General features: G+C 42.1%; 24 protein-coding genes. 18 read left to right on the top strand and 6 right to left on the bottom strand.

Going from position 1 to position 25,068, the window contains the following annotated elements:
* The first annotated feature begins 16 nt into the window (after positions 1–16).
* On the top strand, positions 17–1,396 hold the full coding sequence (gene arsN2, locus ACQY73_RS05400; RefSeq protein ID WP_428662528.1) for an arsenic resistance N-acetyltransferase ArsN2: 1,380 nt from the start codon (positions 17–19) through the stop codon (positions 1,394–1,396).
* Here the strand turns inward: arsN2 and ACQY73_RS05395 are convergent.
* Positions 1,393–2,271: an AraC family transcriptional regulator gene (locus ACQY73_RS05395; RefSeq protein ID WP_428662525.1), complete on the bottom strand. Its 879-nt coding sequence runs from the start codon at positions 2,269–2,271 to the stop codon at positions 1,393–1,395. The two genes, arsN2 and ACQY73_RS05395, sit on opposite strands and share 4 nt — an antisense overlap.
* 165 nt (positions 2,272–2,436) lie before the next feature.
* Between ACQY73_RS05395 and ACQY73_RS05390 the strand changes: the two genes are divergently transcribed.
* Positions 2,437–3,264, top strand: coding sequence for a phytanoyl-CoA dioxygenase family protein (locus ACQY73_RS05390; RefSeq protein ID WP_428662522.1), 828 nt, complete (start codon positions 2,437–2,439; stop codon positions 3,262–3,264).
* A gap of 21 nt (positions 3,265–3,285) precedes the next feature.
* Entirely contained in the window at positions 3,286–3,993 is a 708-nt protein-coding gene (locus tag ACQY73_RS05385; protein WP_428662519.1) for a ComF family protein, read from the top strand.
* Positions 3,994–4,064: 71 nt separating this feature from the next.
* Here ACQY73_RS05385 and ACQY73_RS05380 read toward each other — a convergent pair whose 3' ends face one another.
* Positions 4,065–5,366: an SUMF1/EgtB/PvdO family nonheme iron enzyme gene (locus ACQY73_RS05380; protein WP_428662516.1), complete on the bottom strand. Its 1,302-nt coding sequence runs from the start codon at positions 5,364–5,366 to the stop codon at positions 4,065–4,067.
* Positions 5,367–5,621: 255 nt separating this feature from the next.
* On the opposite strand from ACQY73_RS05380, the gene ACQY73_RS05375 reads away from it, so the two are divergent.
* Entirely contained in the window at positions 5,622–7,142 is a 1,521-nt protein-coding gene (locus ACQY73_RS05375) for a hypothetical protein (protein ID WP_428662513.1), read from the top strand.
* Here ACQY73_RS05375 and ACQY73_RS05370 read toward each other — a convergent pair.
* Both ACQY73_RS05370 and ruvC read right to left on the bottom strand, forming a co-directional pair.
* Positions 7,126–8,136 carry a WD40/YVTN/BNR-like repeat-containing protein gene (locus ACQY73_RS05370; protein WP_428662511.1) on the bottom strand — a complete coding sequence of 337 codons (1,011 nt, stop codon included), beginning with the start codon at positions 8,134–8,136 and terminating at the stop codon, positions 7,126–7,128. The two genes, ACQY73_RS05375 and ACQY73_RS05370, sit on opposite strands and share 17 nt — an antisense overlap.
* A 160-nt stretch (positions 8,137–8,296) precedes the next feature.
* On the bottom strand, positions 8,297–8,887 hold the full coding sequence (gene ruvC, locus ACQY73_RS05365) for a crossover junction endodeoxyribonuclease RuvC (protein ID WP_428662508.1): 591 nt from the start codon (positions 8,885–8,887) through the stop codon (positions 8,297–8,299).
* Between ruvC and ACQY73_RS05360 the strand changes: the two genes are divergently transcribed.
* The 3 genes from ACQY73_RS05360 to ACQY73_RS05350 all read left to right on the top strand — a co-directional run bounded on the left by ACQY73_RS05360 (position 8,886) and on the right by ACQY73_RS05350 (position 11,798).
* Entirely contained in the window at positions 8,886–9,887 is a 1,002-nt protein-coding gene (locus ACQY73_RS05360) for a hypothetical protein (RefSeq protein WP_428662505.1), read from the top strand. The genes ruvC and ACQY73_RS05360 overlap by 2 nt on opposite strands.
* Positions 9,888–9,950: 63 nt before the next feature.
* Positions 9,951–11,081: a glycosyltransferase gene (locus ACQY73_RS05355; protein WP_428662503.1), complete on the top strand. Its 1,131-nt coding sequence runs from the start codon at positions 9,951–9,953 to the stop codon at positions 11,079–11,081.
* Positions 11,082–11,123: 42 nt separating this feature from the next.
* A complete protein-coding gene (locus ACQY73_RS05350) occupies positions 11,124–11,798 on the top strand; it encodes a polysaccharide deacetylase family protein (RefSeq protein ID WP_428662500.1) in 675 nt (224 codons plus the stop codon).
* A gap of 36 nt (positions 11,799–11,834) precedes the next feature.
* Here the strand turns inward: ACQY73_RS05350 and ACQY73_RS05345 are convergent, their stop codons facing one another.
* Complete coding sequence (locus ACQY73_RS05345; RefSeq protein WP_428662498.1) at positions 11,835–12,500, bottom strand: DUF3267 domain-containing protein; 666 nt, start codon at positions 12,498–12,500, stop codon at positions 11,835–11,837.
* A 141-nt stretch (positions 12,501–12,641) separates the two neighbouring features.
* Here ACQY73_RS05345 and ACQY73_RS05340 point away from each other — a divergent pair, with 141 nt between their 5' ends.
* The 8 genes from ACQY73_RS05340 to ACQY73_RS05305 all read left to right on the top strand — a co-directional run bounded on the left by ACQY73_RS05340 (position 12,642) and on the right by ACQY73_RS05305 (position 19,672).
* Positions 12,642–13,805, top strand: coding sequence for an AAA family ATPase (locus ACQY73_RS05340; RefSeq protein ID WP_428662495.1), 1,164 nt, complete (start codon positions 12,642–12,644; stop codon positions 13,803–13,805).
* A gap of 3 nt (positions 13,806–13,808) precedes the next feature.
* Positions 13,809–14,480, top strand: a complete 672-nt coding sequence (locus ACQY73_RS05335) for a hypothetical protein (protein ID WP_428662492.1) — start codon at positions 13,809–13,811, stop codon at positions 14,478–14,480.
* A gap of 82 nt (positions 14,481–14,562) precedes the next feature.
* Positions 14,563–15,411 carry an AAA family ATPase gene (locus tag ACQY73_RS05330; RefSeq protein ID WP_428662489.1) on the top strand — a complete coding sequence of 283 codons (849 nt, stop codon included), beginning with the start codon at positions 14,563–14,565 and terminating at the stop codon, positions 15,409–15,411.
* 90 nt (positions 15,412–15,501) lie between these two features.
* Entirely contained in the window at positions 15,502–16,704 is a 1,203-nt protein-coding gene (locus ACQY73_RS05325) for a vWA domain-containing protein (protein WP_428662486.1), read from the top strand.
* A gap of 75 nt (positions 16,705–16,779) precedes the next feature.
* A complete protein-coding gene (locus ACQY73_RS05320; RefSeq protein ID WP_428662484.1) occupies positions 16,780–17,490 on the top strand; it encodes a 16S rRNA (uracil(1498)-N(3))-methyltransferase in 711 nt (236 codons plus the stop codon).
* Between the two features lie 124 nt (positions 17,491–17,614).
* Positions 17,615–18,019 (top strand): LytR/AlgR family response regulator transcription factor, encoded by a 405-nt coding sequence (locus ACQY73_RS05315; RefSeq protein ID WP_428662481.1) that lies wholly within the window; start codon positions 17,615–17,617, stop codon positions 18,017–18,019.
* A gap of 98 nt (positions 18,020–18,117) precedes the next feature.
* Positions 18,118–18,792 (top strand): DUF4159 domain-containing protein, encoded by a 675-nt coding sequence (locus ACQY73_RS05310; RefSeq protein WP_428662478.1) that lies wholly within the window; start codon positions 18,118–18,120, stop codon positions 18,790–18,792.
* A 91-nt stretch (positions 18,793–18,883) separates the two neighbouring features.
* Positions 18,884–19,672, top strand: a complete 789-nt coding sequence (locus tag ACQY73_RS05305; RefSeq protein WP_428662475.1) for an acyl-CoA desaturase — start codon at positions 18,884–18,886, stop codon at positions 19,670–19,672.
* A gap of 147 nt (positions 19,673–19,819) precedes the next feature.
* Here ACQY73_RS05305 and ACQY73_RS05300 read toward each other — a convergent pair whose 3' ends face one another.
* Positions 19,820–20,350 (bottom strand): 5' nucleotidase, NT5C type, encoded by a 531-nt coding sequence (locus ACQY73_RS05300; protein WP_428662472.1) that lies wholly within the window; start codon positions 20,348–20,350, stop codon positions 19,820–19,822.
* Positions 20,351–20,517: 167 nt separating this feature from the next.
* Here ACQY73_RS05300 and ACQY73_RS05295 point away from each other — a divergent pair, with 167 nt between their 5' ends.
* From ACQY73_RS05295 to ACQY73_RS05285, 3 genes are all read left to right on the top strand, one after another.
* Positions 20,518–23,172 (top strand): gliding motility-associated C-terminal domain-containing protein, encoded by a 2,655-nt coding sequence (locus ACQY73_RS05295; protein ID WP_428662469.1) that lies wholly within the window; start codon positions 20,518–20,520, stop codon positions 23,170–23,172.
* Positions 23,173–23,233: 61 nt separating this feature from the next.
* Positions 23,234–24,379, top strand: a complete 1,146-nt coding sequence (locus tag ACQY73_RS05290) for an AAA family ATPase (protein ID WP_428662466.1) — start codon at positions 23,234–23,236, stop codon at positions 24,377–24,379.
* The gene (locus tag ACQY73_RS05285) at positions 24,376–25,026 is read left to right on the top strand and encodes a DUF3226 domain-containing protein (protein ID WP_428662463.1); all 651 of its coding nucleotides are present in this window, start codon (positions 24,376–24,378) and stop codon (positions 25,024–25,026) included. The genes ACQY73_RS05290 and ACQY73_RS05285 overlap by 4 nt, the downstream gene beginning before the upstream one ends.
* Positions 25,027–25,068: the final 42 nt, after the last annotated feature.

Below are 25,068 nucleotides of genomic sequence, written 5' to 3'. Positions count from 1 at the left end.
TAATAAAAGAACTGAGATGAACAACGAACAGACGCTCAAAGACATTGTCCGTGAAAAATATACGGAAGTAGCACAGCAGTCAAAGGATCAAAATTCGGCTTCTTGCTGCGGTTGTGGCCCCACCTGCGGCACTGAGGAAGATTTTATCGGCATTATGGCCGAAGACTATACCAAGCTGTCAGGCTATGTTGCCGACGCTGATTTAGGACTGGGCTGTGGTTTACCGACGCAATTTGCCCAAATCAAACACGGTGATACTGTCATTGATTTGGGAAGCGGAGCAGGGAATGACGCCTTTGTGGCCCGTGCCGAAACGGGAGCGGAAGGCAAAGTGATTGGCATTGATTTTACCCAAGCAATGCTCACCAAATCCCGGGCGAATGCTGAAAAATTGGGTTTTAATAACGTAGAATTTCGTCAGGGTGATATTGAACAAATGCCTGTAAATGATAATGTTGCCGATGTGATCGTGAGCAACTGCGTGCTGAATCTTGTGCCCAATAAAGCCAATGTATTTGCTGAGATCTTTCGCGTATTGAAACCCGGCGGACATTTCAGTATTTCGGATATTGTATTGGTGGGAGAACTGCCGGAAGGATTGCAACATGCCGCTGAAATGTATGCGGGCTGCGTAGCGGGAGCGATTCAGAAAGAAGCATATCTCAACCTGATTGAACAAACGGGTTTTGTAAACATAACGCTGCAAAAAGACCGTGAAATCGTTCTTCCTGACACTATCTTAACTACGTTTTTATCGCCCGAAGAAATCACAACTTTCAGAACAGGCGGAACAGGAATTTACAGCATTACAGTATACGCTGAAAAACCTGCCGCTTCGAAGTTTTATTCGTCTGACGGGTCTAAACCTTCAGACACATTGGCAGCCGTGGCTGAAGTTGAAATTCGAATGGCGCAGGCGTCTGATTATGAATCAGTTGTTAATTTATTAAAATCGGCCGGATTGCCTACTGAAGACCTTAATCCATCATTGCCTGATTTTTTTCTGGCTTTTGACGATGAAAAATTAATGGGCTCAGCGGGGGTAGAAATAAATGGAACGATTGGCTTATTGCGTTCGGTGGCAGTACATAAAGATTTTCGTAATTATAAGATTGCTCGCCGTTTGGTAAATGATCTAACCAAGTCAGCGCGCCTGAAGGGGGTAAAAGAACTTTATTTGATAACCACTACGGCTGACGGCTATTTTGAAAAACAGGGCTATGAACGTATAAGCCGGGAAACCGTACCCATCGAGATTGCACACTCACAACAATTCAGCAATTTATGCCCAAGTTCGGCGGTAGTAATGAAAAAAGAGATTGAAAAGTCCAAGATAAAACTGTCTGATTTGGAACAGGTTTCTTCCTGTTGTACGCCCAACTCGGGTTGTTGCTAATGCAGTTTGCTTTTTTTATGAGCAGTTCTATAGTGCAGCGGTGATTTTCCCGTTTGGCGTTTAAATGCTTGGTGAAAATTGGACAAATTATGAAATCCGCATTCCAGGCCGACCTGCGCCACGCTCAGTTCAGAATCCGTTAATAACGTACGGGCGTGGCTGATGCGGAAGCCCGTGAGAAAATCAATGTAGGTTTTCTGCGTTCTTTTTTTGAAATAACGACAAAAAGCCGGCACTGTCAAGTGTGCGATTTCTGCAATGTCACTGAGCCGAATCTCGTCCTGAAAATGCGCCAGTGTAAATTCAATGATCCGTTTCATTCGTTCGGTATCGGCGTCATCGGTGGTTATTTGGTACGCAGTATCGGCCAACAATTCGGCAGAAATATCTTCCGTTAATTCCAAAAGAATATGTAGAAATGAAATAAAGCGAAATCCTTCGGACAAATAAGGCAACTGCAAAATCGCGGCTTTTACTTTTTGCGTAGTCTCAGCACTGAACTTTATACCACGAGTTGCTTTTTTCATCAGTTCCTGAATCGACTTAAATTCAGTTACTTTTTCGAAAAAATCAGCAATCAAACTTTGCGGGAATTGGATTACAACCGATTCAACCAAAAGGTCAGGGTTTGATTGATAAAACACATCGTCGTTGCGCCAGAAATGGGGGAGGTTTGATCCAAGCAACACCAGATCACCTTCGTAAAATGGCCCAATATGATCTCCTACAAAACGTTGTCCGTAGCTTTTAACAATGTACGTTAGCTCACATTCGGGATGATAATGCCACGGGGCATCGAAATACGCCCTTTTGAAATGACGAGCTAAGTAAGAAAAAGAGCCATCAATGGCTATTTTTTCGAGCTGAGGTTTCATGCTTTTTGACTCTTTGGGCTGCGAATATGTTAAATATTTACTTAAAAATATCTATATGATTAAATAATAAGTTAATATACCACATTATTTAATCAAAAAACTGCATTTTCTCTTTTTATAATTTCTGCTATTTTGTATCAACATTCAAGCTAATCATTCACAATCATGCTCGCAACAATTGATACCGCAGCTTTAAAAGAAGAGTTGAATACGCCATATTCGGTTACGCCCGAGGCCATCGCCTTTTACCAAGAGTTCGGATACGTAAAACTTAAAAATGTATTGAGCCCCGAAGTGATCTCTTATTACGGAGATATCATTACTGATCTGGTCTTTAAGCTCAATAAATTGACTAAACCGATGGAAGAGCGCTCCACCTACGAACGTGCTTTTTTACAAATCATGAACTTATGGAGAGAAGACGAAACGGCCAAAGAGTTTGTGTTTTCAAAACGTTTGGCCCAAATCGCGGCTGACCTTATGGAAGTGGAAGGTGTACGTTTGTATCACGATCAGGCACTTTACAAAGAACCGAGCGGTGGCATAACTCCTTGGCATGCGGATCAATTCTATTGGCCGTTGGCTTCACCCAAAACGGTGACTGTTTGGATTCCATTACAGGCAACTCCGATGGAAATGGGACCGTTGGCTTTTGCCGAGAAAAGTCAATCTGTTGAAATAGGCCGTGATCTTGAAATTAGTGACGAAAGCGAAGTATTGATGTCTCAAAGTCTGAATCAGTTTAATCAGAACGAAGGACCGTTTGATTTGGGAGAAGTAAGTTATCATGCAGGTTGGTTGTTCCACCGTGCCGGTGCCAATGCCTCAAAAAGTGCCCGCAAAGTAATGACGATGATTTATATGGATAAAGACCAGCGTATTGCTCAGCCCAAGAATAGTTTTCAACAGGCTGATTGGGAAACGTGGTTGGCATCGTCGCCGGTAGGAAGTGTGCCTGATAGTGTGCTTAATCCGATTTTATTTAACCGTTAGTTCTTTAACTATTAATGTCGAATGCCTTTTAAATTCCAACCGACACTTTTTTGGCATGATGTGCTTGATTTATTTTATCCAAATCTGTGCAGCTCCTGCAAGGCGCAATTGGTAGGTAATGAAGAAATTATCTGTACTAAATGTCGAGCTAATCTGCCCAGAACACATTCGCATTTAGTGCACATACCTGTTTTGGAGCAAAAATTTGCGGGAAAAGTGTCGGTTGAAAATGTGTATTCTTTCCTGAAATTTGAAAAAGGAGGAAAAGTGCAGCGAATGCTTCACCAACTTAAATATGGTAATCGACCCGAAGTCGGAAATGTATTGGGGAAACTCTACGGCTACGAACTTCGGCAGGCAGGGATGAACCATTCTTTTGATTGGGTAATTCCTATCCCACTTCATTCCCGAAAATTGACTCAGCGAGGTTATAATCAAAGCGACCGATTTGCCGCAGGACTTTCCGAAAACTTAGGAGTGCCGTGGTCGGACAAAATTCTTACAAGGAGAAAAAATACAGAAACGCAAACGCATAAAACCCGTATTGAACGATTTGAGAACGTTTCGGGTATTTTTGAGGTAAAGTTGCCTGAAAAGATCAATCATCAACGAATTGCTTTAGTAGATGATATTGTGACCACCGGCTCCACCCTTGAGTCAGCAGTCATTGAATTGCAACAGAATGGCGCCAAAGAAGTCTCAGTCATTACGATAGCAGCAGCGTATTAGCGGTTGTTTCAACATAAAAAAGGGCGATTGCATCAGCAATCGCCCTTTTTTATGCATTTATAAACTACTTCTTATTTATTTCTTCCGGTTGAGATCATTGCGCAACGGAAGCCGATGGTCGCTGTAGATGAATCTTGCGCTAAGAAACGGCGTGTGCCGGGTGATAGCCAATAAGCTACATCATTCCATGAACCACCTTTATAAACACGTAACTTATCGTTTACAACGGAATTGCTGTTTTTGGCATCGTAGCGTTTTTCGTCATCCAGGAAGCCATCACGACGCAATGGGTTCAAATCTTTAAAGTCCATGTACGAAAGAGGACGATACACGTCATACACCCATTCGTTTACGTTGCCGGCCATGTTATACAGACCAAAATCGTTGGCCGGATATTTGTAAATTTCTTCGGTAATGATGGCACCGTCGTTTGATTTACCTGCAATACCCGCGTAGTCACCACGTGCACGTTTGAAGTTAGCCAACATTTGGCCTTTGTTCTTGCCGCGTGGATTGCGCAATGATGAGCCGTCCCAAGGATAAATCCGCTGATTTGACTGGTTTTCGTCCGCATACTGCGTTCCGATCATTGCTTTGGAAGCGTATTCCCACTCAGCTTCTGTTGGCAGGCGGTAATCAGGTAAAACATAGCCGCTTTCTACCGCAGGGCGCGCCGAAGGCGAACTTGCCATCAATGCTTCTGATTCGGCGGCAGCTTGGCCTTTTTTCTTGCTGCGTTTTAAAGTAACTCCTTTTTTGCTTTTGCCGTTGGCTTGTTTTGCCAAATTGCTGTTTACAAAATTGGTCCGCCATGTAGAATAATCGTTGGCCTGAATCCAAGATATCCCAACAACAGGATACATACGGAAGCCCGGGTGACGGAAGTAGTACGTTACGTATGAATCATTGAAAGACAACGGATCGTACCAAACAGTGGTATCAGGCAGTGCTTTTGCATATACTTCCGCAGAAGAATCGCGTTGGGTATAGTGCAAATATTCTAAATAATGCAAATTAGCGATTTCAGTTTCGTCCATGTAGAACGACTGCACACTCACAGTACGCTCGCGGTTATCGTGCGTACTCATCACATCTTCTTCCAATGCCCCCATCGTAAAACGACCGCCTTCAATAAATACAAGGTTAGGTCCTACTACTTGTGACTTGTAAGGTAATACCACAAAACCATCTGATGGCGCATCTGCCGCACCTTTCTTCTTACTTTTCTTTCCATTCTTTGAGGCAAAGTCGGAGTTAGTTGCCGTACTTTTCTTGCCCGGATTAAGGCTGGAAGGGTGTTTTGACTTACAAGCACTAAACAACACTGTGGCTGCCAGTACCCAAATCGCCGCTTTCATACTGAATTTGACCATTTAGATTAAATAGTTAATCGTTATTTGTTATTCTTTGATCGTTATTACTACTACAGGGAAATACTGTTTGTTGGTAAAGAATCAGGCAAAAATACGATTATTGCCCAAAAAACAACTAAAATTCTGTCAGATTGTTCTGCATCAATAACTTTGCCAAACTTAAAGAAGCCTAAATTATTGATTATACGTAAGGGTTAATCTGCTTATTTTGTTGTTGTAATAACGAAGATAAAATTGGGTCTATTGTCTATCCGAATGAGATTTTCAATAAATATTAGTGAATGGTGCTGTGGACCAATGTGCAAAGGAGAGCGCCACAGTGCAAGTAAGTTCCATACCTCACAATGGAGAACGCATTGCTGTTTAGTATTACTTCTTTTTTGTGGAGATTTGCAGGGGGCAGCGCAATCGAAAACTTTCCTTGATTCGCTTCAAAATGACCTCTTGGGAGCGCTTAATTATTTGGCAGATTCGCAATGCAGGCAAACGATCGAGAACAAAGAATTTAAAGGCGAATGGCCGGCGTATATGCAAATGCATAAGCGTTTTATAATGCTCGGAAAGCGCTATAAATACCGTGATTCCAATAGTTTTACCACATCAGGTATCTATAACGTATTGGCGGAGATGTATTTAGCAGATACGTCTTTAAACCATATTCTTCCAATGCTCCGAGCTTCATACCCCGAAATTCAGAGTTATGCCGGTGAGCAACGGTTTAATTTTTGGAAACTTCTTCCGCCCAATCGTGACTTGCAGAAAGGGCCGGAACCGTATCCCGTGCCGTTGGTACGGCGGCCTACGCATTATAAACTATCCTCGCGTTATATCAACAACGCGGCTAATGTCGAAAACGATGCCGATGATACTGCCTCCGGAAATTTGGCGGTTTGGTACCATCAACTGATTTTCGGAAACCGAGAAAATCCGGAAGCGATTCCGTTAGCGTCATTTGAACTGTTTGATGCTTACCGAGATGAGCAACGCAAAAATCGGCACTGGTATAACTATTTATTTAATGGTTGCCCGGATTCAGGGGCTTATATGACGTGGTTGGGTCAAGAACATATGTTTAAACGTTGGAACATAATTAAGACCATTGGGCACAACCAAATTTTTTATTTGAAAAGCAGCATCTGTTATCCAACGCCTTACAAACCTTACATTCCTTACGGCACCAACGATGTAGATGCGGTGGTAAATGCCAATGTGCTGACGTATTTGGCGAAGAGAGGAGATATTTCTTTAAGTAAGGGCCAACAAGGTGCGCATCGTTTTATTCACCATCAGGCGCTGTATCGGCGATGGAGCCGTGCGGGGCATTATTATCCCAATCGCTACCATTTTCACTATGCCGTTTCGCGGGCTTTGGCGGCAGGAGATACTGCCCTTCTTCCCACAGCACAATTGATGCTTCAGCATTTGATGGAATCACAACGGAAACCGGGAAGTTATCATAGTCGTCGTAGAGTCAATCATCATGATGAACTCCAATCAACGACGTATGCATTACTGGCAATGTTAAATTTCAGAAGCTCGGGATTGAATGTTCCGCAGCACTTATTGGATCGGGCTGTGGATTTCCTGCATCATCAGCGACAATCAGAGGGAAATAGAATTTATTGGAAAGGTGGAGTTTACTTTTCGGGCGGGACGGTGGTGCGCAATGTACTCTATTTCACGTCGAATGCGTATACCACCGCATTGATAGCACAGGCATTGCAGAAGTATATGCAGCAAACTGATAAAAATCAAACACTTACCGGGCGTGATTAGCCGTTAGGGCTGATTCCTGAACGGTAATGTGCAAAAGCGTTTGGGCGCTTCCGATGGCGAGAGCGGTATTGGCAGAAGTGAAAATGGCTTCATAAATGCTGAATTGATCGTTGAGCTTTACGCCAAAACGCTTGTAATTCCCCTTTTTAGTGTCCAGAATGATTTGTCCGTTGCAGGCGGTATACAGGTCATATTGGTGGTTGGAAACACGACCCCAGATCAAACCGGCATCGTTGATGACCTGTTTGTGGGTATTACGATAAATACGACCTTTTTTGCCGATCCAGCCTCCGGTTGCTATAAAATCAGTGGCATTTTCAAATTGTATTTCGTGAAAAATGCTGTTACCTACCTTTTGACGGCGTTGCCAACGGTCGTTTTCCAGCGCGTACAAATGCGTACGATTGGGCGAATACATCAATGCGTATACTTTTCGATCATGAGGATTGTATTTGACACACCAAACCATTTTAAACGCATTACTATATACTTTTTGCCAAGTTCGACCGCGATCAATGGTTTTTAAAATAAAACCCAGCGGGATCGTTTTTTGCGAATGGGCGATAGCGGTGTTGCCGCCACCTATAAAAGCTGTAGAATCATTAACGACGGCCATATTGTAAAAACAGGCTTTTTCGTACCCTTTTACTTTAATAACTTCCCACGTTTTGGCCACAAGGTTGTGTTTGTACACAATGCCTTTATCAGCGCATGCGATCAGATTCTGCGCGTCAAAACGGTCAATTTTATAAATGTCAACGTTTTGATTGGGATACTCAATGTTGGATAAATGACCGAGTGAATCACTGGATTTTAACGTGCCATATTTGCCCCCGATCCAGAATTGATTTCCTACCGGGACAATATCATAATAAGAAGAGTCTTTAAATGTCTTGCCCTGTTGCACTATTTTGATATGGACTTCCTGCGCACATACGGTGCGATAAACTATAATCAGGACAAAGACAAACGTTATTTTGGCTGTAAATTTCAACGATGGTGAGTTTTTCTAAGGTTTCGAGTTTATGGACTTATCTGCAAAAATAGTCAAGCAGGCGCTCTTTACAAACTTACATGAAGACAACTTAAAGGGATTTTACCACTATTTATTAAATGGAAATCGACAAAATAGTGCATGTCTTTTACCGCCCGAACTATTTGATCCGATTCGGATTCTCGCTTACAAATGCCGACCAACCTCCTTTTTTAGCGCCTTTCTTTTTAGCAGCGGCGGAAGGTAAGGCTGTGGCGTGGTAATGGTGACAAATGGCGATGGCAACAGCATCGGTGGCGTCCAGGTATTCAGCCTCTAATTTTTGTTTGAGAATACTTTCCAGCATATATGCTACCTGTTCTTTGGAAGCACTGCCGCTGCCTGTCACCGACATTTTTACGGTTTTTGGGGAATATTCTACAATTGGAATGCTGCGATTTAGGGCAGCGGCCATTGCCACACCCTGCGCTCGTCCAAGTTTTAGCATGGATTGGGGATTCTTGCCATAAAAAGGATCTTCAATGGCCATTTCATCAGGTAAAAACTCTTCTATGATTTGTGTAATGCGGTCAAAGATTTTCTTTAGTTTCAGTTCGTGGCTGTTATATTTGTCGAGCTTTAAAACGCCGTATTGAAGAAGTTCGATGCGATGTTCGATGATACGGATGATTGCGTAGCCCGCGATGCGGGTGCCGGGGTCAACACCTAAAATGATTTTTTCAGTTGGCTGATTTGACAAGTCTTTTTGCATGATGCAAAGTAACACCCCTTCGTGGTTTTCTCGGTGGTATTCGCTTAAAAAAATCGGGTGGTTTTTAAAATTACTCCTATTGGGTGCCATGCTTTCGTACCTGTATGCCACCATTCGGGAGAAAGGCGAAAGCTTGCAGGATGTCTACCAACTTCTCATAGAACGCCTCAATTTCAATCATTTGACAGAATTAGGAATGGTTGTATCGCTAACTCCTCTCAACTGGGCCTGCGAAAGTCGAAAATGGCAACTATTGGCTCAAAAAATAGAAAAGATCAGCTTTTTACAGTCGCTGAAAGGTGTGTTGGCTGGATTGGCGTTGGGTTTTTTAATGCCCAATAACGTGGGAGATGCCGCCGGTCGGGTATTATCCTTGCAAAGCAGTCAACGTCTTACGGGAGTGGGGGCCGCGCTGCTTTCCAATGGGTTGCAATTTTATGTATCACTGTTTTTTGGAACAGTAGGCTGGGTCTTTTTCATTGGACATCAGGCAGCACTTCAACATTGGCCTCAACTAACACTGTTAGGTATGCTGACGTCGACATTGATTTTTGGTATATGGTTGATTATCAAACGGAAGAGTGCTGAAAATTACCTCGAACGTTTCCGCTGGTTTCGGTGGATTGAGACCTACGTAGACGTTATTGCTCTCTATGAATTAATTGAAATCCGCCGTGCTTTTCGTTGGGCCGTACTTCGCTATGGGGTATTTACCCTTCAGTTTGGTTTATTGCTTTCTATTTTTGATATTTCGCTGCCTGTTTTGCCGGCGCTCGCTTGTATTTTTTTGGTCTTTTTTGCAAAAACGCTTATTCCTGCCCTCAATTTTCTGGGTGATCTGGGCATTCGTGAAGCCTCTTCATTGTACTTTTTCAGTTTTTACGAAATAGCTCCCACCCGCATTGTTGCTGTAACGCTGACCTTATGGTGCATTAATATTTTGCTCCCCGTAGGGATAGGAGCATTTTGGATGCTGAAAATGAAGTGGTGGCGGGAGTGACCCCCACAAAACGCATCATACAATGGAGATTTTGGAATAAGGAGTTTTTTGTAATTTCGCCGCATGATGTATGCGGTTTGGTTTATATTTTTACTTTATGCCTTTGCCTGCCTGTGGCTTTGTGTGCAATGGCTTCGTATTCCGCAAAGGCCCTCCGAGAGGGTTACTATCCCCACCCAATTCAAGCTTTCGGTCATTATACCGGTACGCAACGAAGAAAAGAGCATTGGCGTATTGTTGAATGATTTGTTGCGGCAGACGTTGGCAAAACATTCTTTTGAAGTAATTGTAGTCAACGATGTTTCGACAGATGCGACGGAAGGCGTTGTAAATGATTTTAAAAGGTCGCACGCAATAGACATACAATTGATCTCCTTGGAGGATATTGTAGTCAATTCTCCCAAGAAACGCGCTATTACGGAAGGATTAAAAATAGCGGTGGGGCAACTGATCGTAACCACCGACGGTGACTGTCGGGTAGGAGAGAAGTGGTTAGAGATAATTGCGCAAACGTATTTGCAAACCAAGGCTAAATTTATCAGCGGTCCGGTCACATTTTTTGATGAAAGAAATAGTTTTGATATCTTTCAAACAGTTGAATTTGCCAGTTTGATCGGTACGGGTGCCTGCTTATTGGAAGCGAAACATCCAACGATGTGCAACGGTGCCAATCTTGCTTATGAACGTGCTGCGTTCGACGAAGTAGGCGGTTATGCCGGCATTGATTCCATTGCGTCAGGAGATGACGAATTTTTGCTTCAAAAAATGCATCATCGATACCCGGAAAATATTTGTTTTTTGAAAAATAAAGACGCTGTTGTACGCACTCAAACGCAGGAAAACTGGCGTGCTTTTTATCGGCAGCGAATTCGCTGGGCGGGCAAATGGGCCGTAAATCGGAGAATTGCCACGATGCTTGTGGCCGTATTTGTATTTATTGTCAATGCGTTAACGATTGCCGTGTTGGTAAAAGCACTTGGAGAAGGAATGAAGGAGGTAAGGTTTAATACAATTTTAATGATAAAATATCTGCCCGAATTTCTATTTTTGAGTTTGATTATCAGCTTTTTGAATAAAAGTAAATTTGTATGGTATATTCCTTTTGTGCAACTTTGTTACCCGGTGTATGTGTTGTTTTTCGGACTGGCAGCCCAACAAAAAGAGTATGAGTGGAAAGGAAGGAAATTGCGTTGAAAATTATAACCTATTGAGCAAAAATTCACTATTGTACAGCTAATGATTCCATTGTTTGTTCACAAATCACCCCGCCTGCTCAAGGCTTTCTACACGCCCTTTGTGTGGAATATCTCAACGGACGAAGACGTCATTTATCTTACCTTCGACGACGGCCCGATCCCTGACGTGACGGAATGGGTGTTGGAACAATTGGAACGATTTGATGCCAAAGCAACTTTCTTTTGTATTGGCGATAATGTGCGTAAGTACCCGGAGATTTTTAACCAATTGATAAGTGCCGGACACAGCGTAGGAAATCATACCAACAATCACCTTAACGGCTGGAAAACGGACGATTCGAGGTATTGGGAGAATGTGGCAGAATGTCAGGAAGTTTTACCTGTCAAAACGAACCTTTTTCGCCCGCCTTATGGGCGTATTAAATTAAGTCAGGCCAAACCGCTGTTGAACGATTATCACGTTGTGATGTGGGAAGTATTGACGGGTGATTTTGAAAAATACCTTTCTCCGGAGCATTGTCTCGAAAAAACACTGAAACACACGCGGCCCGGTTCTATTGTTGTCTTGCACGACAGTATCAAAGCATGGCGTAATATGAGTTACGTACTGCCTCGTTTTCTGGATCATTATGCTTCCTTAGGTTTCCGTTTTGAAGCGTTGCCGCAACAAATTCCGGTAGAATATAAGCTGGGAGAAGCTATGAAAGTTTTCTAGATACCTTATCCGTCACACGGTTAATGACAGCCATTGCTAATTGATTTTCTCCCGAAAGAAATATGAATGGTTTTTTTCTTCAATATCATCGTAAGTGTACATTCTGTACCTGACGTTTTTAAAATAATACCTGATCAGGATAAAATCACCGATGCAGGCAGTGGTGTGAAAAAATAAGGCAGTTGCCCAAAATAACGGCCATTGCGGAAAAAGATACCACAAAAATGCCAGCGCAATCGTGATCACGATAAACGGCATGGCCGCTGCCCACGCGTTCTCGCGGAGCGTCATCACAAATTTCTGAGCGTAAGCATATACAATGAGGCTTTTCTTCGACCATCCAAATCCTACTTTTTCAGCGCCTAACGCCTTAAAAAACAGCGCATGAATAGCTTCGTGAATAGGCAATAAAACAACAAAAAAACCAAGAAAAGCCAATCCGAATTGTAGAGCTATGTTAGTGCCGTCTACGCCGGATTTTACAGTTGCCTTTCCTAGCACTGAGCCAATTGCCCAGCCGATACCTCCGAATATTAAAAAAAGCAGAAACGTTTTGGGGGTCATTTTTCGTTGGTCCGACGCGGCTTTTTTTTGCTTCATTCTTATCTCTCGCGCCAAAAATTCGCCCATTTGGTCAATATGGAAAGAATCGACCAATTCATAGTTTGGGGAATTGTGCAATTGTTCGATAGTCGGTTTCATAAAGTTGGTTATGCTTGAATCGACAAAATTACCTGACTATTTTGTTTTTGTAATGCCGTCGCAAACGAATGTATTCGCAGCCCGGAAGCTCAAATGTTTAAAAAAGTGTAATTTGCGACAGGAATAATTGAAAGTAAGAACATGGTTCAGCAAGTAACAATTGAAAACTTTAAATCCATTCAATCGCTCACGTTGGAGTTGGGGCGAGTCAATGTGTTTATCGGAGAGAATGGCAGCGGCAAGAGTAATATTTTGGAAGCTATCGCGATGGGTTCAGCTGCTGCTGAGAATAAATTAGATAATGAATTTTTGAGTTCTAGAGGGATAAGAGTGGCGGAGGCTCAGGCCATGCGGAGTGGTTTTGAGAAAGAGAATTTGGATAAAGACATTCAAATAATTGTTAAAAGTATAGATTCTGGTAAAATAAATTTTACTCTGCATAATAAAAATGGCCCTTTTTCAACTTGGGAAGAAAGGAATATGGGTGAAATTATTGATACTATTAAAACCTCGACTTTAGAAGAAATACAAGAATTAGATGATGAATTAAGAGAGAGGTTGGAAATGAAACAGGGAAATTTAAATATATGGGTTGAAAAACTCGTTGTGGATAAATTTAGGCAAATGCTTAATATTAGATTTAATTTAGTAGATTTCCTCATTTATTCCCCCGAAAACTACTTCCTCCGCCGCTTTGAAGACGAATCCCAAATTACGCCACTAGGAATCCGAGGAGAAGGATTATTTAAACTATTATCGGTCATTTACGAAGAAAAACCCGAGCAATTTCAAAAAATCCGTGAAAACTTAGCCTTGATTGATTGGTTTGAAGGGTTCGAAATTCCCAATGATCTACGCTTTACAGAACGTAGAATCCGCATCAAAGACCGTTTTTTGGAAGATGGATTAGCGTATTTCGATCAACGCAGTTCCAACGAAGGATTTTTGTATCTGCTGTTCTATTTCTCGTTGTTTATCAGTGATTATACTCCCAAATTCTTCGCCATTGACAACATTGATAATGCCATGAATCCGAAGTTGGCGAGTCGGTTGGTACAGCAATTATCCCAACTTGCCAAAGAGCATGAAAAACAGGTTATCATGACTACGCACAATCCTGCGGTGTTGGATGGGCTTGATTTGAAGGATGATGAACAGCGTCTTTTTGTGATTTCGCGCAATAAACTTGGTCATACTAAGGCCCTCCGCATTACGCATAAGCCTGTGCCGGAAGGGCAGGAACCGGTGCGGTTGTCGGAGCAATTTTTGAGAGGATACATTGGCGGGCTTCCTAAAAATTTTTAATCTATGCCCACATTTGGACTCATTGCCGAAGGTGTCACCGACCATGTGGTTTTGGAAAATATTTTGATTGGTTATTTCAACGATCCTGACCTTGTTGTACGCCAGTTGCAACCGTTACGCGATGCTACCAATGAACTAAAAGGTTTTGGTAATTGGTACAATGTTTTTGAGTATTGTAAATCAACCGTTTTCAAAGATGCCTTTATTCAAATTGATTATTTTGTTATTCAGATTGATACTGATTGTGCCCATGAAAAGAATTATGATGTACCTCCCATTCATGGAGAATCAACAGCGCAATTCATTGAACGAATCATTGATAAATTTGTAAGACTGATTTTGGATAGTTTTGGGAATGAATTTTATGAATCCCACAAGGATAAAATTCTTTTTGCGGTATCTGTTGATGAAATAGAATGCTGGTTGCTGCCGCTTTATTATACCGATAAAACTCGAACGGCTGTGAATAATTGCCTGCATAAACTCAATCAGTCTTTGGGGAAACTTAAAAAGGAAACTATAAATCCAAGCCGGAAAGATGCTAAGATTTACGAAAAATTGTCACGAGACTACTGCAAAACAAAAATATTGAAGGCATCATATCCTCATAACCCAAGTTTTAATTACTTTGTTGAAAGGTATCTTGTGCCAATTGATGTGGAAATGACAAATTAGAACGCTGATTTTTAGGCCATAATTTTATCTTATAAATCATAAAAATCAGCGTTTCATTCTTAACTGAAAAATAATTTTTGAGATGAATCTCCCCTTTGAAGGAACTGAGAAATACGTTGCTACCCGTGAGTTATCGGTGGCAGTTAATGCCGCTGTTAGTCTGCAAAAACCGCTGTTGTTGAAAGGAGAGCCCGGCACGGGCAAAACCATGCTGGCGTATGAAGTGGCAAAAGCTTTAGGCAAACGACTGATAACATGGCACATAAAGTCAACCACGCAGGCGCATCAGGGATTGTATGAATATGATGCCGTGTCGCGTTTGCGGGATTCGCAATTGGGCGATAAACGCGTTTACGACGTTGAGAATTACATCAAAAAAGGGAAATTATGGGAGGCCTTTGAGTCGGACGAACAGGTGGTGTTGCTGATTGATGAGATCGACAAGGCTGATATTGAGTTTCCCAATGACTTGTTGCAGGAGCTTGACCGTATGGAGTTTTACTGCTATGAATTGGACCGTACCGTCGCGGCCAAACAACGTCCGATTGTGATCATTACCTCCAACAACGAAAAAGAACTGCCCGACGCGTTTTTGCGGCGCTGCTTTTTCCATTTTATTCGTTTTCCGGATCGGGAAACCATGCTCCAAATCGTGAAAGTACATTATCCTGAGTTGGAAAAGGAATTACTTGAAAGAGCGATGAAAACTTTCTTTGCCGTACGCGACGTGAAAGCGCTGAAAAAGAAGCCGTCGACGAGTGAATTGATCGACTGGATCAAATTACTTTTATGGGCCAAAGTTTCTTCCGATGACCTGAAAGATTTGGAAACGCTTCCCGAGGTTCCGCCGTTTTTGGGGGCATTGCTCAAAAATGAGCAGGACAATGATTTGTATGCGGCTCTCAGAGCGAAAGGGTTTAAGCCGTATTGACCGGTTGAATTAACCAAACTGAAAGTTATCTGAGAAACGAATATATATAATCGTAAATAACAGATCGGCATAGTTAAATGTATTTTTAATATGTTTCTCGATTTTTTCTTATTGCTCAAAAAACACACTCTGCCTGTTTCCATTGGTGAGTATTTAAATTTGCTGGAAGGGCTCAAAAGGCAGGTGATCGGCATGAGTGCGGAGGAGTTTTACTATTTCAGTCGCACGGCGCTTATCAAAAATGAGATGCATTACGATTTGTTTGACCGACTGTTTGCCGAATATTTCAAAAATGCCGAAACCGTTGAGGCTAAGATCATGGAGGCCAATCTCCCTCCGGAATGGTTCAAAGATGCACTTTCACGCGAGTTGACTGACGAAGAAAAAGAACTCATTGAACGGATGGGGGGCTTAGAAAAACTCTTTGAACGATTTCAGCAATTGCTTCAGGAACAGAAAGATCGACACGACGGTGGCAATACGTGGATCGGAACAGGCGGCACTTCTCCCTTTGGCAATAACGGATTTAATCCCGAAGGGTTTCGAGTGAAAGGGCCTTCGGCGGGCAACCGAACGGCGGCCAAAGTGTGGGAAAACCGGGAATATAAAAATTACGACGAAGACCTCGAACTCAATACCCGCAACATGAAAATGGCGTTACGCCGGTTGCGCATCCTGACGCGACAGGGAATGGACGAAGAACTCGACATGGACGCGACCATCGAAGGCACGAGCCGCAACGGTGGTATTCTCGATATTCACATGCACCCTTCGCGCAAAAACAATGTCAAAGTATTGTTGCTGTTGGATGTAGGCGGTTCGATGGATGACCATATCGAAATGTGTTCGCAATTATTTTCGGCGGCCAAGTATCAGTTCAAACACATCGAATATTTCTACTTTCATAATTGTGTTTATGAAACCCTTTGGCGCGACAATACGCGGCGCAGTTCACGCGTGCCGACGTTGGAAGTATTACATAAATACAACAAAGAATACAAAGTGATCTTCGTGGGCGATGCTTCGATGGCTTCGTATGAAATTACGCACCCACGCGGCAGTGTAGAGCATTATAATGAAGAGTCGGGCATGGCGTGGCTCAATCGTTTCAAAGAGCAATACCCTCATTTTGTGTGGCTTAACCCCGTCACCGTAGCCGATTACTGGAAATACACCCATAGCATCAGTCTCATCAGAGAATGGTCGGATAATCGAATGTTTCCATTGACGCTCGGTGGTTTGACACAGGCCATGAAGTCATTGAAGAATCCTAAAGTTAAATTTGAAAATTAGGAGTTGGAAGCGAGGAATCAGGAGCGAGAACAGATGCTTCTGACTCCTCGCTCCTGACTGCTCACTTCTGAAAATATGCATCTCTTTTATCAACCCAATTTTTCTGAACTATCTGCTTTACTTGACGATGAAGCCTTTCATGCCGCAAAAGTACTGCGCCTACGTGAAGGCGAAGCCGTGCGCGTCACGGATGGGCAGGGGAGTTGGTTTGATGCGATTGTTCAACAAAATAGCCCCAAACGTTGTGATCTGAAAGTAACGCAACAAACTCGACAAACTCCGAAACCTTTCAGTATCGAAATTGCGCTGGCTCCGACCAAAAACATGGACCGCATTGAATGGTTTGTGGAGAAAGCGACCGAGATCGGCATTGATACCATTTCGTTTTTTTACACCAAACATTCCGAACGACGAAATATGAAGTTGGAGCGATTGCATAAGATCGCCGTTTCGGCCATGAAGCAATCGTTACAGGCCTTTTTACCTGAAATCAGAGAAGTAGGAGATTTTACAAAATATATCCCCACGGTTACGTCAACTCAAAAATTCATTGCGCATTTGCCGGAAAATCGAACCCCGTTACATATATTAAAACAGGCGCAGCCAATGCAGCAGTATACCGTTTTGATCGGTCCCGAAGGCGATTTTACAGAAGCAGAAATACAATTGACCCAACAGTACGATTTTGAAATGGCAACGCTTGGCAATACGCGTTTACGCACTGAAACCGCCGCTTTGGTGGCTTGCCAAACACTTCATTCGGTTAATTATATAGCCCAATCCTAACGCTTCGATTGGTACTTCTCTACGTTTTAATCGGCTATTGATACGATTCACTGTTTCTTATTTGATTTAGGCTCCCGGAATACCCCAACTTTGGGTCATTCAAAATGTCTAAATCAACTTTCTTATGTCACAGCCACAACTTTTTTCACTATCACAAATTGAAGAAACACCCGTACACCACCTTTGCATCCATCTTTGCGGAATGGTCAGAACCATTGACATCAGTACAATTATGTACCTGCAATCGGAGATCAACTATACGCGTTTCTTTGCCAAAGACGGGAAGACATACCTGGAAGCCAAGACGTTGAAGCATTTTGATAAAGTGCTGGAAGATACCGAATTTATCCGAATTCATAAATCATATTTGGTCAACCGAAACTGCATTGTTTCGATGACATCAGACTTTGTTTTACTTAAAAACGGAGTGCAATTGCCCGTTTCCCGCCGTAAAGGACGTGCTCTCAAACGCAATCTTACAGTGACTCCTTTATTTACAAAGCTGCGTGAGCGAAGAAATTGGTATTGATTTTGTATGAGATGGAAAAAATGGTTATATATGTTTGCGTAAGCCGTTCGTTTACGTTAAGTTCGTAAACCATAAAATCCATCTCACACAAGGTAGCTATGAATGTTATTCGAGTTTTTTTTATATCCACCCTGCTTACGACTTACTGTTTGTTGCCCGCTGCACAGGCGCAGTATGCGTATAAAATTGCTAAATTAAAATATGGCGGGGGCGGAGATTGGTACGCTAATAAAACATCGCTGCCTAATTTAATTAAATTCTGTAATCAAAACCTCCGCATGAATGTCTTCCCTGACGAAGACATCGTTGAGCCCGGAAGTCCCGATCTTTTTTCCTATCCGTTTGTTCATTTAACGGGTCACGGAAACGTTCTGTTTTCGGATTCAGAAGCACGTAACCTTCGCCGTTACATGATTTCGGGTGGCTTTTTACATTTGGATGATAATTACGGTCTTGATAAATTCATTCGACGGGAAATGAAGAAAGTATTTCCTGAATTGGAATTTGTAGAAGTACCGTATACGCACCCTGTTTACCACCAAAAATTCAATTTTCCCAACGGTTTACCTAAAGTGCATGAGCACGATGCCAAAGCCCCGCAGGGATTCGGGTTGTTTTGGGAAGGGCGTTTGGTATGTTTTTACAGTTACGAATGTGACTTGGGGAACGGATGGGAAGACCAGAGTGTTTACAATGATCCGGAGGAGCTAAGACAGCAGGCATTGCGTATGGGAGCCAACTTGGTACAGTACGCACTTACGGTCAATCAATAGCTGCGAAATTTCGCTGAACAGTGTTGTTTATGCCGAAAGTATTTCTTAGTTTTGTACAAGTTTTCAATTTAAAAATAACCCGTTAATATTCATGTACGCAGTTTTGGCCGCTTTCTTTGGACACTGGTATCTTTCCTTGTTTTGCCAAACATTTTTTCTGCATCGTTATTCTGCCCATAAAATGTTCACTATGAACAAGTTCTGGGAGAAATTCTTCTATGCATTGACCTACATTTCACAAGGGTCATCTTATTTGAGCCCCCGCGCTTATGCAATTTTACACCGAATGCACCACGCATTCAGTGACACTGATAAAGATCCTCACTCGCCGCATCATACCGAAAACGTATTTACGATGATGTGGAAAACCAAAGATATTTATAATGCGGTTCTGAGCCGTAAAATGAAAGTGGAAGCTCGTTTTGAGCGCGATTATCCTTACTGGGAAAAACTCGAAAAACTTGGCGATTCATGGATGTCGCGCCTTGGTTGGGGAATTATGTACTCGGCATTTTATCTGTTTGCCTTTTTGTACCTTGACATGCACTGGGCATTTTTCCTTTTGTTGCCGATCCATTATTTGATGGGACCCGTACACGGCGCAATCGTCAATTGGAGCGGTCATAAGTACGGATACCAGAACTTTGACAACAAAGACGAGTCTAAAAACTCGTTGATCTTTGATTTGTTGATGATGGGCGAATTATTTCAGAACAACCACCACAAATTGCCAAACCGTGTGAATTTTGGAACAAAATGGTTTGAGTTTGACCCTACGTATCCCGTCATCAAACTTTTGAGTTGGACAAAGATCATTAAAATGAAAGAAGCAAAGGTTGGAGTAGAAGTGCCCAAACCGAAGGCTGAAATGATGCAATAATTAAATTTATAAACCTTATAGGTTTCAGATTTTATATACAAAAAAGGGACGAATAATTCGTCCCTTTTTTGTATTACAGCACTTTTGAGACGATGTCGTCCTTTACAAACCTATAAGGTTTTCAAAACCTTATAGGTTTTATTTTGCTTACAGCAATCTTGAAGCAATATCGTCCCAATTCATTACGCGTTCATAAGCGGTTTCTTCCAAATTATGCGGTGCATTGAAAAGCAATCCTTTTCCTTTGAAAGTCTTGAGATTGCGAGGCATATCGTCGATCAGATAATCACCGTTGAGTACGCTTTTGTCGCCGCAAAAAACAATATTTGACCAAGGAATAAAATCGAAATGTTTCTTCAGCCAATCGTATTTGTCACGGAATGAATTGGGAAACTCCATCGCCGCCGTTGCCACGAAAATTTCATATTTTTTGCTGAGTTCAAAAACAGTTTCCTGCGCTTTGGGCACTAAAGGAATATCGCTGAAAAATCCCGGTTCCTGAATGAGTTTGTACAATCGCTGATGATGGTCGGAAGAGAGAATTTTGTGAAAAGATGTTTTGTAAAATTCTTCACGAAGAAGGCCGGTTCCGAAATCACGAACTACAATGTCGGCAAGTCTGCCGTGTGTATCGGCCAATACGTCATCCTGATCTAAAATAAGGCGAGGTTTTGTCATTATAAATAGAATGTTAGTTATAAAGACAACCGGTGCATTTTTTGAAAAATTCACCACTTCGCTAAAATTTGCATTTTAATAATAGCCCAACCACCGAAATCCTCCTTCGTAAATTGGGATAAGTTCTTGACTTATTGCTATTTTTGACATTACACTATGCATCAGTTATGGCGAAACTTTACCTTGTCTTTGGTCTTTGGTTGTTAACTCTTCAAGTACAGGCTCAACGTATTTACGGGGGACATTTTGACCGGCGAAATCCTGTAGGAGCTTTTTCGGGGCAGCCGTATGCCTATCGTTTTGCCTGCACTTTTTACGCCGATGCACAGGGCGCAAACGCTTTGCCGGATAGATTGACATTCAGGATCATTCAAAAAAGCACGAATACGGTCGTAAAAGAGTATACGGCACGAAAAGACCAGGACACTCAAAGCTCTGCTGTTTTAAACGATTGCGGCTCGGCGGGGGGGACTTCCGGGATAAACTATCTTTTTGTGCGTTACAATTATGATACCATCGTAAATCCGATCCAATTCAATGACAGTCAGGGATATTATGTAGTCAATGCGCCTGTGGGAGCGCGTAATCCCTCGGCCAACGTAGCTTCTTCTCCTATAGTGTTATATCATTGGTTTTCGCCTCAGTATTTATTTGAACAACTAAACGACCCCAACGATGGAAAAGCTGCATCCGGTTGGATACCTGAGAGTTATAAATACATTTGCAAAGGACAAAGCAATCGTATCAATATAGGAGTAGGTATTTTCCCTGCCCAAACCACCTTTAATCCTCAAACCTTTAATTTAGTACTGCGTAATGCCGTTCCGGTGACGAGCGGCAGTTTGCCTTTTAAGGAAGTAGACTGGAAATCGGGCTTCAGCGCCTCCAGTCAGGGAATGGGAAACAGTGTTGTTCCTTCCGGCAATGCGGTTTTTACAAATAATTCATCTACATCTTCTTTTATTGTTACCTTGACTCCTCCCCAAACCGGTGTCTTTTCAGTAGCCTTTTTAACCGAGCAAAGCCGTAACGGTGTTCTATTATGTATTAATTACCGTGAAATGCAGTTTGAGGTCAATGATTGCAGTCAGACAAACAGTAAACCACTTATCAGCGTATCGAAAGTAGGAAAACCTGCGTTACCTGCACTGACGGCAGTATGTGAGGACAGTATCGTGCAGCTCAATCTGAAAAGTTATGCAAAAGGGAGTGCGTTCCAATGGAAGTTGAATAATACAGACATTCCAAACGCAACGGATACTGTTTTAGTGATTCGAAACAACCAAACCGGAGTATACACCTGTACGGTGAAGAATGAATTGCTTTGCCCCAAAACAATCACTTCGGACCCCGTGACCATTTCGTTGGTTCCGAAACCAACAGTAAGTGTAACGGCAGGAAATCCCTCCGGCACGCCCTGTGTGGATGGCACAATAAAACTGACGGTAACTGCGTCGGGAGCCGGCGCGTTGACTTATCAGTGGTATCGCGAAAACAAGAAAATTGATGGTGCGACCTCAACCTCATATGAAGCCATTGAAACGGGCGTGTATGCCATAAGAGTAACGGACTCAAACGGTTGCGCCACTACTTCAGGTAATTCGCCGGTTATTCCTAGTACGCCACCCAAAGCGGACATTAGGGCTTTAAAGAATGGTTATTGCAAAGGAAATAATTTGACCCTTTATTCAACAAGCGGCCGAACCAATATTTACCAGTGGATGCGCGACGGGCAGCCCATCGGAGGAATAAAAGACTCTGTGATCATATCACAGGCAGGCGTATATACTGTTAAAGTAACGGCTCCGAATTCATGTTCCACTACTTCTTTACCTCTGACGATAATCCAGTATCCTGAACCGGTGGTTACTGTTGACAGTCAGGGAAATCAACTGTGTCAGGGAACTTCACTTTCTTTAACAGCGAAAGGAGTTGACTTAAAAAAGTTTGAATGGCGTAGGAATGGACAAGCAATAAGCGGTGCGTCTAAGGACCTATTTACGGTAAATCAGGAAGGAAATTATGCGGTATCTGTTACTGACACAAATGGTTGTAAAGCAGTTTCAAAAGAAATTGAAATAAAAAAAGTAGATAAAATTACGGTTCAGATAGATTCCATTCCTGACTTCTGCGGCATTTCGGCATCGCCGATTGCATTGAAAGGCATTCCGGCAGGTGGAAATTTTTCAGGCCCGGGGATTGCCAATGCAACTTTTGACCCAAAAATGGCCGGGATTGGACGACATGTCATTACCTATACCGTCAAAGGGAACTTAGATTGCCTGAATGGAGAGGCCCAAAAAACAGTTACAGTCTCAAGCCCTCCGGCACTCAACTTAGGCGAGGATCGAATTATATTTAAAGGAGCGTCCGTAACATTGAACGCTGATATGGGAGTTGGTTACACGTACCACTGGACCCCGGAAAGCGGAGTTGATAATCCTGCTTTGGCAAAAACGACATTTACGCCTGAGCATACAACGACCTATCATATCACGGCCAAAGGGCCAATGGAGTGTTTGGCCGAGGATAGTATCACGATCCGGGTATTTTCAGGCATATACGTGCCGGAGGTATTTACCCCAAACGGGGACGGGCAAAACGATACGTGGGAATTGAAAGGGCTGGAAGCATACCCGGCGGCGGAAGTCACCATTGTAAACCGTTGGGGGCAGGTCATCTTTTTCGAAAAAGGCAACACTCAAAAAAACTTTGACGGTACCGTACAGGGAGATTCATTACCGATAGGGGAGTATGCCTTTATCATTCGCACTGAACCAAATGGGCATGTGCTGAGAGGGAAGTTTTTACTTTTGCGGTAGTTGTTTTGAGTTGCAATGAAAAATTATGGATTTTTGGCCTATTTAACCAAAAACATTACTTTTGAGTAAATACATGACAGGGGAAATTATGCTTAAATCATTGGAAATACGTAATTATCGAAACCTCAAACATCTCAAAATAGATAAATTAGGGCGTGTGAATTTGATAGTGGGTAAGAATAATACGGGGAAAACGAGTGTACTTGAGGCAGTAAGTATTTGGGCTTTGGAAGGCAAATTTGATTGGATATTTAAATTACTTCAAAAAAGAAAAGAGTATTTCGAGATTGAGGAGTTGACACCTTATGAACAGTTTAAAAATCTTTCTAACATCTTTTTCCAACGAAAAGTATTGTTTTCTCAGGATGATGCGATACAAATTGTTGCCCCTTTGAGCACTCTTAGTCTTCGCTTTGTGAGATATATTGATGCTAATTCTTTTGAAAATCTGGCAGATGCACCTCAAGGACTTCCAGAAGTATTCGGAAAAATCTATTCGTACAAAAAGGAAGTAGGGACAGATATTCAAGGTGCAAAATTGGGCTTGGAATGTAAGATTAATGAAAAAATCAAATTTAGACCTTTTACGAGAGAAAATATTTCTGAGTTTCTCGCTGATTCGGAAGCGGAATTTGAATCTTTACCAAAGGTTTTATTTGTTTCGGCTAGCAGTATGGACGAAGAATTGGTAGCTGATTTATGGCGTAAAACCCAATTAACTGACTTAGAAGAAGAAGTTGTAAAGGGATTAAGAATTTTGGATGATAATATCGAAAGAATCTCATTCCAGCGCCATGAAGATACAGAGTACGCAATTTGTAAAGTTAAAGGTTATACCAGCCCTTTACCGCTGCGATCCATGGGAGATGGCATTAACCGCATCCTCACCATTATATTGGCGATGGTTAATTGTGAAAATGGTTATCTACTGATTGATGAGTTTGAGAATGGACTTCATTATTCTGTTCAGGAAAAATTATGGGAAATTATTTTTCATTTGGCAGAACGGCTTAATGTTCAGGTTTTTGCAACTACGCATAGCTACGATTGTATAGATGCGTTTTCGGAAGTACTCAACGGTGGAAAATATGCGAAAGACTCAGGGGTAATGATTCGATTGGATAATTTTAAAGATACCATCGAAGCAACAGTCTATGACGCAAATGAAATTCAAAACACCACCCGTTTACACGTTGACCCACGATGAGTATCTTAAATCCGAAACACTTTAAAAAATTTCTAATAGTAGAAGGCAACGATGATTTACATGTTATCGCCAACATTTGGAAAAATTATGCAGGAGAGCAGCTCCCTGTTTTTTATATAGATGATAGCAAAGGGTTTCCAAATGTGTATGGGAAAATTGAGTCGTATTGTTTAAAAAAGAGACCAAATGTTGAAGTCATAGGAATAATTGTTGATGCGGATGAAAATCTACGTACTCGTTGGGAATCACTTAAGTATTCGCTTGAACAACTGGGATATAATGTTCCTCAAGTGCCTGATCCTAATGGCACAATTTTAAGAGGGGAAGAGCGAAATCCTGATATTGGGTTATGGTTGATGCCTGATAACGATGCCGAAGGGATGTTGGAAGATTTTGTCAAACATCTTATTCCTGAAGATGATTTCCTTTTGGCGGAGGCTGACTTGGTTTTAGAGAAACTTGAGAGAGAAGCGTATAATAAATATCACCTTATCCATAAATCCAAAGCTCGTATTCATACTTGGCTGGCTTGGCAAGAAGATCCGGGAACTCCTATGGGATTGGCAATTACCAAAACTTACTTAACCACTGATTCAGAAGTTTGCAGAAAATTTGTGGAATGGTTAAATGAGCTTTTTAATTCATAAAAAAAGGGTGCATTAACGATGCACCCTTAAATACTATACCTA

Source organism: Runella sp., from assembly GCF_965279615.1.
Taxonomy (GTDB): Bacteria; Bacteroidota; Bacteroidia; order Cytophagales; family Spirosomataceae; genus Runella.
This window is presented reverse-complemented; position numbering and strand designations above follow the sequence as displayed.

Bases quoted from the DNA above. Each gene is read 5' to 3' on its own strand.
- arsN2 (WP_428662528.1), top strand. From the start codon at position 17: ATGAACAACGAACAGACGCTCAAAGACATTGTCCGTGAAAAATATACG.
- ACQY73_RS05395 (WP_428662525.1), bottom strand. From the start codon at position 2,271: ATGAAACCTCAGCTCGAAAAAATAGCCATTGATGGCTCTTTTTCTTAC.
- ACQY73_RS05390 (WP_428662522.1), top strand. From the start codon at position 2,437: ATGCTCGCAACAATTGATACCGCAGCTTTAAAAGAAGAGTTGAATACG.
- ACQY73_RS05385 (WP_428662519.1), top strand. From the start codon at position 3,286: ATGCCTTTTAAATTCCAACCGACACTTTTTTGGCATGATGTGCTTGAT.
- ACQY73_RS05380 (WP_428662516.1), bottom strand. From the start codon at position 5,366: ATGGTCAAATTCAGTATGAAAGCGGCGATTTGGGTACTGGCAGCCACA.
- ACQY73_RS05375 (WP_428662513.1), top strand. From the start codon at position 5,622: ATGAGATTTTCAATAAATATTAGTGAATGGTGCTGTGGACCAATGTGC.
- ACQY73_RS05360 (WP_428662505.1), top strand. From the start codon at position 8,886: ATGATGCAAAGTAACACCCCTTCGTGGTTTTCTCGGTGGTATTCGCTT.
- ruvC (WP_428662508.1), bottom strand. From the start codon at position 8,887: ATGCAAAAAGACTTGTCAAATCAGCCAACTGAAAAAATCATTTTAGGT.
- ACQY73_RS05355 (WP_428662503.1), top strand. From the start codon at position 9,951: ATGATGTATGCGGTTTGGTTTATATTTTTACTTTATGCCTTTGCCTGC.
- ACQY73_RS05350 (WP_428662500.1), top strand. From the start codon at position 11,124: ATGATTCCATTGTTTGTTCACAAATCACCCCGCCTGCTCAAGGCTTTC.
- ACQY73_RS05345 (WP_428662498.1), bottom strand. From the start codon at position 12,500: ATGAAACCGACTATCGAACAATTGCACAATTCCCCAAACTATGAATTG.
- ACQY73_RS05340 (WP_428662495.1), top strand. From the start codon at position 12,642: ATGGTTCAGCAAGTAACAATTGAAAACTTTAAATCCATTCAATCGCTC.
- ACQY73_RS05335 (WP_428662492.1), top strand. From the start codon at position 13,809: ATGCCCACATTTGGACTCATTGCCGAAGGTGTCACCGACCATGTGGTT.
- ACQY73_RS05330 (WP_428662489.1), top strand. From the start codon at position 14,563: ATGAATCTCCCCTTTGAAGGAACTGAGAAATACGTTGCTACCCGTGAG.
- ACQY73_RS05325 (WP_428662486.1), top strand. From the start codon at position 15,502: ATGTTTCTCGATTTTTTCTTATTGCTCAAAAAACACACTCTGCCTGTT.
- ACQY73_RS05320 (WP_428662484.1), top strand. From the start codon at position 16,780: ATGCATCTCTTTTATCAACCCAATTTTTCTGAACTATCTGCTTTACTT.
- ACQY73_RS05315 (WP_428662481.1), top strand. From the start codon at position 17,615: ATGTCACAGCCACAACTTTTTTCACTATCACAAATTGAAGAAACACCC.
- ACQY73_RS05310 (WP_428662478.1), top strand. From the start codon at position 18,118: ATGAATGTTATTCGAGTTTTTTTTATATCCACCCTGCTTACGACTTAC.
- ACQY73_RS05305 (WP_428662475.1), top strand. From the start codon at position 18,884: ATGTACGCAGTTTTGGCCGCTTTCTTTGGACACTGGTATCTTTCCTTG.
- ACQY73_RS05300 (WP_428662472.1), bottom strand. From the start codon at position 20,350: ATGACAAAACCTCGCCTTATTTTAGATCAGGATGACGTATTGGCCGAT.
- ACQY73_RS05295 (WP_428662469.1), top strand. From the start codon at position 20,518: ATGGCGAAACTTTACCTTGTCTTTGGTCTTTGGTTGTTAACTCTTCAA.
- ACQY73_RS05285 (WP_428662463.1), top strand. From the start codon at position 24,376: ATGAGTATCTTAAATCCGAAACACTTTAAAAAATTTCTAATAGTAGAA.